At 68.4% G+C, this 6,353-nt stretch carries 9 protein-coding genes and 1 pseudogene; 2 read left to right on the top strand and 8 right to left on the bottom strand.

Annotated features, from left to right (window positions below; genetic code table 11):
• The 5 genes from A0J57_RS24805 to A0J57_RS24825 all read right to left on the bottom strand — a co-directional run.
• A partial coding sequence (locus A0J57_RS24805) for an HK97 family phage prohead protease (protein ID WP_201030971.1) occupies positions 1-225 on the bottom strand: 225 nt, incomplete at its 3' end.
• On the bottom strand, positions 218-538 hold the full coding sequence (locus A0J57_RS24810; RefSeq protein WP_025552246.1) for a DUF6127 family protein: 321 nt from the start codon (positions 536-538) through the stop codon (positions 218-220). The genes A0J57_RS24805 and A0J57_RS24810, both read right to left, overlap by 8 nt.
• Before the next feature lie 23 nt (positions 539-561).
• Positions 562-1,692, bottom strand: a complete 1,131-nt coding sequence (locus A0J57_RS24815) for a phage portal protein (RefSeq protein ID WP_044662601.1) — start codon at positions 1,690-1,692, stop codon at positions 562-564.
• Between the two features lie 113 nt (positions 1,693-1,805).
• The gene (locus A0J57_RS24820; protein ID WP_044662602.1) at positions 1,806-2,144 is read right to left on the bottom strand and encodes a hypothetical protein; all 339 of its coding nucleotides are present in this window, start codon (positions 2,142-2,144) and stop codon (positions 1,806-1,808) included.
• A gap of 126 nt (positions 2,145-2,270) precedes the next feature.
• Positions 2,271-3,596, bottom strand: coding sequence for a DNA-packaging protein (locus A0J57_RS24825; protein WP_061940974.1), 1,326 nt, complete (start codon positions 3,594-3,596; stop codon positions 2,271-2,273).
• Between the two features lie 65 nt (positions 3,597-3,661).
• Between A0J57_RS24825 and A0J57_RS24830 the strand changes: the two genes are divergently transcribed.
• Both A0J57_RS24830 and A0J57_RS24835 read left to right on the top strand, forming a co-directional pair.
• The gene (locus A0J57_RS24830) at positions 3,662-4,108 is read left to right on the top strand and encodes an acetyltransferase (protein ID WP_061940977.1); all 447 of its coding nucleotides are present in this window, start codon (positions 3,662-3,664) and stop codon (positions 4,106-4,108) included.
• 155 nt (positions 4,109-4,263) lie between these two features.
• On the top strand, positions 4,264-4,497 hold the full coding sequence (locus A0J57_RS24835) for a hypothetical protein (RefSeq protein WP_061940980.1): 234 nt from the start codon (positions 4,264-4,266) through the stop codon (positions 4,495-4,497).
• Between the two features lie 104 nt (positions 4,498-4,601).
• Here A0J57_RS24835 and A0J57_RS26240 read toward each other — a convergent pair whose 3' ends face one another.
• The 3 genes and pseudogenes from A0J57_RS26240 to A0J57_RS24850 all read right to left on the bottom strand — a co-directional run.
• A complete protein-coding gene (locus A0J57_RS26240) occupies positions 4,602-5,126 on the bottom strand; it encodes a hypothetical protein (protein WP_153017903.1) in 525 nt (174 codons plus the stop codon).
• A 108-nt stretch (positions 5,127-5,234) separates the two neighbouring features.
• On the bottom strand, positions 5,235-5,798 hold the full coding sequence (locus A0J57_RS24845) for a hypothetical protein (protein ID WP_061940989.1): 564 nt from the start codon (positions 5,796-5,798) through the stop codon (positions 5,235-5,237).
• 161 nt (positions 5,799-5,959) lie between these two features.
• A pseudogene (locus tag A0J57_RS24850) lies at positions 5,960-6,316 on the bottom strand (hypothetical protein); the annotation flags it as partial.
• Between the last annotated feature and the right edge of the window lie 37 nt (positions 6,317-6,353).

Raw genomic sequence — 6,353 nt, forward strand, 5'->3', positions numbered from 1 at the left:
CTCCCGCCCCGCCGCCGTCCGCCCGGAAACCCGCCCGATCACGCGCAGGCCCCGCGCATCCTCCTCCACCTTCTCGACCGTCCCGATCACCTCGCCGGGCCGATGCTGCCACAGCAGCGGCACCCCCGCCGCCACCCCGGCAAAGGCCCCTGCCCGCACCACGTCGCCGCCCCGGTCCACCCGGTCGAACACCGCCGCATAGCCGGCGAACCGCACGTCACTCATGCGCCAGCCCCAGCAGACCCAGCTTCACCGCCATCCCCAGCAGCATCAGCGCGGTGACGATCCGCACGACCCAGGCGACGACCGCGCCCCGCGCCGCCTTCTTCGCATCGCGCCAGCCGCCCAGCAGTTCGCGCAGCTCCCGCACATCCGCCTCCGCCCCGCGATCCGCCAGCCCCAGCCGCTCCAGCGCCCGCCCCGCGCCCAGTTCGCTCGCCTCCTCGACCAGCGCGCGGATCATCAGCATGTCCGCGCCCGCCGGCTGCGCCTCGGCCTGCGCCACCAGCCGCGCCAGCATCTCTCCATCATATTTCATCACCTGCCTCCGCGCCCGTCGCCTCACCCCATGCCCAGCATCGCCTTCTTCTCCTCCGCCGACAGGAAGTCCGCGGCCGCCACCCGGTCCCACAGCGCGCTCCTCTCCTCGAACAGCGCGGGCACCGCATCCAGGTCGGCGCCCAGGCACAGCGCCGGCCACCAGCCCTGCAGACCCTGCGCCAACCCGCCCCAGATCTTCGCCAGCAGCGGCAGGATCGTCTGCCGCCACAACGCCCGATTGGCCTCGCGATAATTGGCGTAGCTATTGTCCCCCGGCAGCCCCATCAGCATCGGCGGCACGCCGAAGGCGAGCGCGATCTCCCGCGCCGCCGCCGCCTTCAGCCCCACGAAATCCATCTCGGCGGGCGTCAGGCTCATCGCCTTCCAGTCCAGCCCGCCCTCCAGCAGCATCGGCCGCCCGGCATTGGCCGCGCCGGAAAAGGCGACCTCCATCTCCCGCTTGACCCGCTCGAACTGCTCGGGGCTCATCACCGACCCGTCGCCCGGATCGTAGACCATCGCGCCCGAAGGCCGCGCCGCATTGTCCAGCAGCGCCTTGTTCCACACCGTCGCCGCATTGTGGATCGCCACCGCCCCGGCGGCCGCCCCGACGCAGCCCAGCCCATAATGGTCGTCCAGGGGATGCAGCGCCTTCAGGTGCACGATCCCGGTCCTTCCAGCGCCATCCTCGGGCGACAGCCGCGTCACGCTTTCCCCGACGCGATAGAGATAGGCCGCCGGCCATCCCCGCGCATCCGCCTCCACGCTCACCCGCTCGGGCCGCAGCGCATACAGCTCGCCCGGCATCCCGTCCGCCCCCAGGATGATCTGCACATAGGCATTGCCATGCAGCAGCAGATGGCCCGCCACCGTCTCCACCAGCGACTGGCCGGACGAACAACGCGCCACCAGCGCCTTCACCCGCGCCCGAACCTCCTCCGCGACGCCGCCGACGACCAGCGCGGTCCCGCCAGCCCCCTCCGACACCAGCCGCAGCGCCCTCTGCGCCACCGGATTGCCGATCACCCCGGCCCGCACCTGCTGCTCATAGCTGGCCGGCCACTCGCCCAGCGCGACCCCGCCCGATCCCCAGGCACGCGCCAACACCGGCCGCGCCCCACCGCGCGCCGCCTTCACCCCGAACAATTTCATGGACCCACCCACCGACAAAAAATCCTCCCCCCGGAACGGAGGGAGGATCGTGAAGGTCTGCGGCGCTCAGCCGCCTACCGAAAACCGGACGGGTCTGCCCCGTCCCCGAACTCTCAGGGATTGCGGGCCAAAACCCGATCGCAGGCGGAATTGGTCCCCTCGCTCTTCCCGATCACGCGCCCCGCCACGGCGCCCGCCGCACCGGCCAGCAGGGATTCGCCCAGACTGCCGCCGGCCAGCGCGCCGACGCCGGCCCCGCCCGCCGCACCGATCACCGTGCCCTTGTCCCGCCCCTTCTTCGCCTGGAGCAGGCAATAGCGCACGTCATCCCGATCGCGCGGCGCGGCCCGCGCCACCCGCGCCCGCTCCTTGCCGTTCAGCGAAGCCGCCAGCACCGGCGAACCCACCAGAGCCAGCCCCGCCGCAGCCATCGTCCATCCGGCCAGCTTCATGACCAATCTCCTTGCAAATCAGACGAAAGGACTACGCAAACACCAGGTCATTGTTCCCCCATTACGAACAGGCAATGTTCGTCGATCATGGCCATAGCGCTCCTGCCTCCGCTGGACCGCGCAGGATCAGGCATCCCCCCAAATCCCCCGCACCCGCGCATCCCCGCGCCGCCCCAGCATCAACTCGGTCAACCCCCACACCAGGGCATCGGCCCGATCCGGCGACCGCCCCGGCCCCTCATAGCCGCCGCCCAGCATCATCCCGCACATCTGGTCCTCCAGCGCGGGAAAGCCGCCCCGATGCGCCACCCGCCCGGCCTCATAAAGGGCCGCCACCGGCTCGGCCCGCGCCACCTTCCCCCGGCTTGCATGCACCAGCCGCACGGGCAGCCCGGCCTCGGCGGCGCGCAGCACGCTCTCGACCATCGCCCCGCCATTATTCGCCTCGGCCACCACCCGGTCCGCGCCATGCACCAGCGCCGCCGCCGCCACCGCCCGCGCCCAGCCCTCCGGCGTCGCGCCCTCCACCGTCGCATCGGCAATCACATAGGCGCGCCGATCCGCCCCCAGCCCGACGACCACGATCCCGCAGGCGTCGCCATGCGCGGAGGCGGGCGGATCGACCGCCACCACCACCCGCGCCAGCCCGCCGCGCACATGCGCCACCCGGCACCGCTCCAGCAGATCGCGGGTCCACAGCGCGCCCTCGACTTCCTCGATCAGCTCGCCCTCCAGCTCCTGCCGCCCCAGCCGCGTCCCGCCATAGCTCCGCTCCATCGCCGCCAGGAACCCTTCCGCCAGATGCGCGACATTGTCCGCCGTCCGCCCCCCCGTCACCACCACGTCGCCGCCGTTGCGCGCCACCAGCCCCCGCACCAGGGCGACGGGCCGCGGCGTCGTCGTCGCCAGCACGCGCGGCGCGCCGCCCAGCCGCATCCCCATCATCAGATTGTCCCACACCGCCTCGCCGCCCGCCCATTTGGCGATCTCGTCGGCCCAGCCATGGCTGAACTGCGGCCCGCGCAGCCCCTCCGCCTCCGCCGCGCCGTAAAGCGTGGCGATCGCGCCATTGGGCCAGACCAGCTTGCGCAGCGCCGGCGCGAAGACGGGCCGGTTCCACCAGGGCGCGATGGACAACAGGCCCGACGCCCCCTCCACCATCACCGCCCGCGCCTCGCCCAGCGTCGCGCCGACCAGCGCGATGCGCGCCGCCGGATCGCTCTCCGCGACCGACCGCACCCACTCCGCCCCGGCCCGCGTCTTGCCGAACCCGCGCCCCGCCATCATCAGCCAGATGCGCCAGTCCCCTTCGGGCGCCAGTTGCTCCGGCCGCGCCAGCCAGCGCCAGTCATGCGCCAGCGCATCGGCCGCCGCCGCGCCCAGCCCGGCCAGCACCCGCTCGCGCGCCGCCTCCGGCAGATGCGCCAGCCGCTCGAAATCCGAAAGGGCCATGCGCCCGCCTCCATTCATCGATTTTCCACGGCGGCCGATTTGGCCGATCAGCCCCACATCCCTATATGCCCGCCATGAGTTCCATCCGCCCCGCCCGCGCCGCCGACGGCGCCCGCCTGCTCGACATCTGGCGCAAGGCCGTCGACGCGACCCATGATTTCCTGACGCTGTCAGACCGCACCGCGATAGAGGCGGAGGTCGCCGCCTTCCTCCCCCACGCGCCCGCCTGGCTCGCCACCGACCCGGACGATCACGCCATCGGCTTCATGCTGATCGACGGCACGCATATGGAGGCGCTGTTCATCGACCCCGCATGGCGCGGCCAGGGGGTCGGGCGCCGCCTGATCGACCACGCCCTGTCGCTCCACCCCACGCTCACCACGGACGTCAACGAACAGAATGCGCAGGCGATCGGCTTCTACGAAGCCATGCGCTTCGCCCGCACCGGCCGCTCCGACCAGGACGGCCAGGGCCGTCCCTACCCCCTGATCCACCTCCGCTACGCCCCCTGACGAGATGACCTGAAACGGCCAGAAATTGCCGTTGACTGGCAAAAGTGATCTGCCCAAAACCAGACGCGATGAAAACGGCAACAGGTGCCTCGATATCCGCATGAATGAATCGAAAATTGGTTGAAGCTGCACGCCTCAGGCGCTCTCACCGTCGCATGCGCGGCTATTTCTTTGGCAGCGGGATCATTCTAGCCTTTCTTTACCTGATTGCCGCTGCGTTTCTTATCCGCTTTTTCGGGGTCGAATTAACCCGATATTGGTCTACGATGATGATAGCTGCGGGCGTCTTGCTGGGCGGCACCTATGCCGTCGTCATGTTCCTGTGGATCGGCGGGCATGTTGTGCGCCGCCTGACCAACCGTCAGCCCATCATGGATACCGACGACTGAGGATCGCGGACCATCTGGAAGCGACCAGAAATTGCCATTCTGTTCCAGAAGCGCAATGCCCGAAAGCGGCCGTCAGCTTCACCTTCGTGCTAAACCATACTGAATTATTGAGGTGGAACGCCTACTGCGCCTGTGCCAAAGCCGCTTTGAGTGACAGTGCGCCCGAATTTGTCGATGTAGCTCGGTGCAGCCACTCCGGGGTGATTTCCGTCCGCGCCGCTCAACCGAGCAAACACCAATGCCACGTCGGCCGTATAGCAACGCTTAGGTTTACCCGATCTACAGGCTGACGGGTGAACCGGGGCGTCAACGGGCCGCGCGAACAACGTCACGCTTTCTGCGCCGGAGGAACGGTTTTGCCGACCTACAGCATCATGAATTTCAACATAGCGACGGCCATCTGCCCGTGCCATTTCGGCAGCGCGGTAAATCGCGAAATCTGCTGCGGTCGCTTGGCTATGTCCGCTGACGCCGCCGGTGATTTCCCAGAATCCGTCCTTTGCAATCTTGTCCTTGAAGCCGTGCCCACGCCCGTCCATCGGGCCATAACGACCGCTTTCATCATCGCGCGCATAAGCGCTACAAGGAACACTCATGGCAAAAACAGCTAAAAGGAGGGCGGCGCGCATATCATTCTCCGACAAGGATGCACACAGCACCTATCTGCCATTTCCTAATGTCCGGTAACGATCAGAGCGGTGTTAATAGCTGCTCGTCTCCTACCCACCCAAAATCCCCTACCCCCCACTCCGCTTCCGCACCTCATCCAGCGCCACCCTCAACCGCTCCACCGCATCCTCTCCATCGGGCCGCTCCACGCTCTCCAGCCGCTGCATCTCCTCCACCTCCTTCTCATGCGCCCTGAACAGCAGCGCCTGGATCATGTGCGGATGCTCCCGCCTGATCTTCCGGCTCTTGACCGCCCCTTCCCCGTCCAGCACGATCTCCTCATCCTCCGTGCCGAACAGCGCCTGCCGCAGCATCAGCGCCCGCAATTCCTCATGCCCGATGCTCAGCGCCTGCTTCCACGCCCGCGCAAACGCCGGATCGCGCCGCTTCAGATAATAGACGGTCGACAAGTTCCGCCCGACGACCCGCGCCGCCTCGCTGACGTTGCAGGTCAGCGCCAGCGTCTCCAGGAACTTCTGCCGCAGCGCCGGCGTCCAGCCATTCCGGCGCACCGCGCGCATCTGCGGCGCGACGCCCAGCGCCCCCTGCGGCCCATTCTCCAGCGCCAGCACCCGCTCGGGCGCATCGGCCCGCCCGCCGAACCGGCTCCTCTTCCCTTCTCCGTCCGCCACAGCCAATCCCCCGCATGCAAAGCAAAGGGGCCGGCCCCGACAAGGACCAGCCCTTCACCGCCTCATCGGCGACTCACATTTTCCCAATGTCGACCTATGTGCCAGAACAGCGTGACGATGTCAACAAAAATGTTCCATATGGGTTAAAACCTCCTCCCGGTTCACCGCCCCGCATCGTCCCCGCCGGCCACGCTGCGCGTATAGTCGATCCTGATCCGAACCCAGCTTCCGACCATCACCTTGCCATTCACCCGCGGCGGCAGCACCAGAAATTGCCACGCCGCCAGCCGAACCGCCTTGGCAAAGCCGGACCCCATGGGCGATTCCCCCAGCGCCTGGCAGTTCTCGACATGGTAATGATCCACCGTCTTGCATGCGACCAGACCCCAGCCGCTTGTCGGCGCATCGGCGGGCAGATAGCCGGCCAGTTCCGCATGGCTCGGCCGCCGGTACCATTCCGCATCGAACAACTGCACGCCCCCCGGCCCCTCGCCCGGCCCCGCCGCCGCGGGTGAATGGCAAGGTGATGGTCGGAAGCTGGGTTCGGATCAGGAT

The sequence above is a fragment of the Sphingobium sp. 22B genome (assembly GCF_001580035.1).
Classification (GTDB): Bacteria; Pseudomonadota; Alphaproteobacteria; order Sphingomonadales; family Sphingomonadaceae; genus Sphingobium; species Sphingobium fuliginis.

Coding starts and splice junctions, on each gene's coding strand:
- A0J57_RS24815 (WP_044662601.1), bottom strand. CDS start 1,692: ATGAAATTGTTCGGGGTGAAGGCGGCGCGCGGTGGGGCGCGGCCGGTG.
- A0J57_RS24835 (WP_061940980.1), top strand. CDS start 4,264: ATGCGCGGCTATTTCTTTGGCAGCGGGATCATTCTAGCCTTTCTTTAC.
- A0J57_RS24820 (WP_044662602.1), bottom strand. CDS start 2,144: ATGAAGCTGGCCGGATGGACGATGGCTGCGGCGGGGCTGGCTCTGGTG.
- A0J57_RS24825 (WP_061940974.1), bottom strand. CDS start 3,596: ATGGCCCTTTCGGATTTCGAGCGGCTGGCGCATCTGCCGGAGGCGGCG.
- A0J57_RS26240 (WP_153017903.1), bottom strand. CDS start 5,126: ATGCGCGCCGCCCTCCTTTTAGCTGTTTTTGCCATGAGTGTTCCTTGT.
- A0J57_RS24810 (WP_025552246.1), bottom strand. CDS start 538: ATGAAATATGATGGAGAGATGCTGGCGCGGCTGGTGGCGCAGGCCGAG.
- A0J57_RS24830 (WP_061940977.1), top strand. CDS start 3,662: ATGCCCGCCATGAGTTCCATCCGCCCCGCCCGCGCCGCCGACGGCGCC.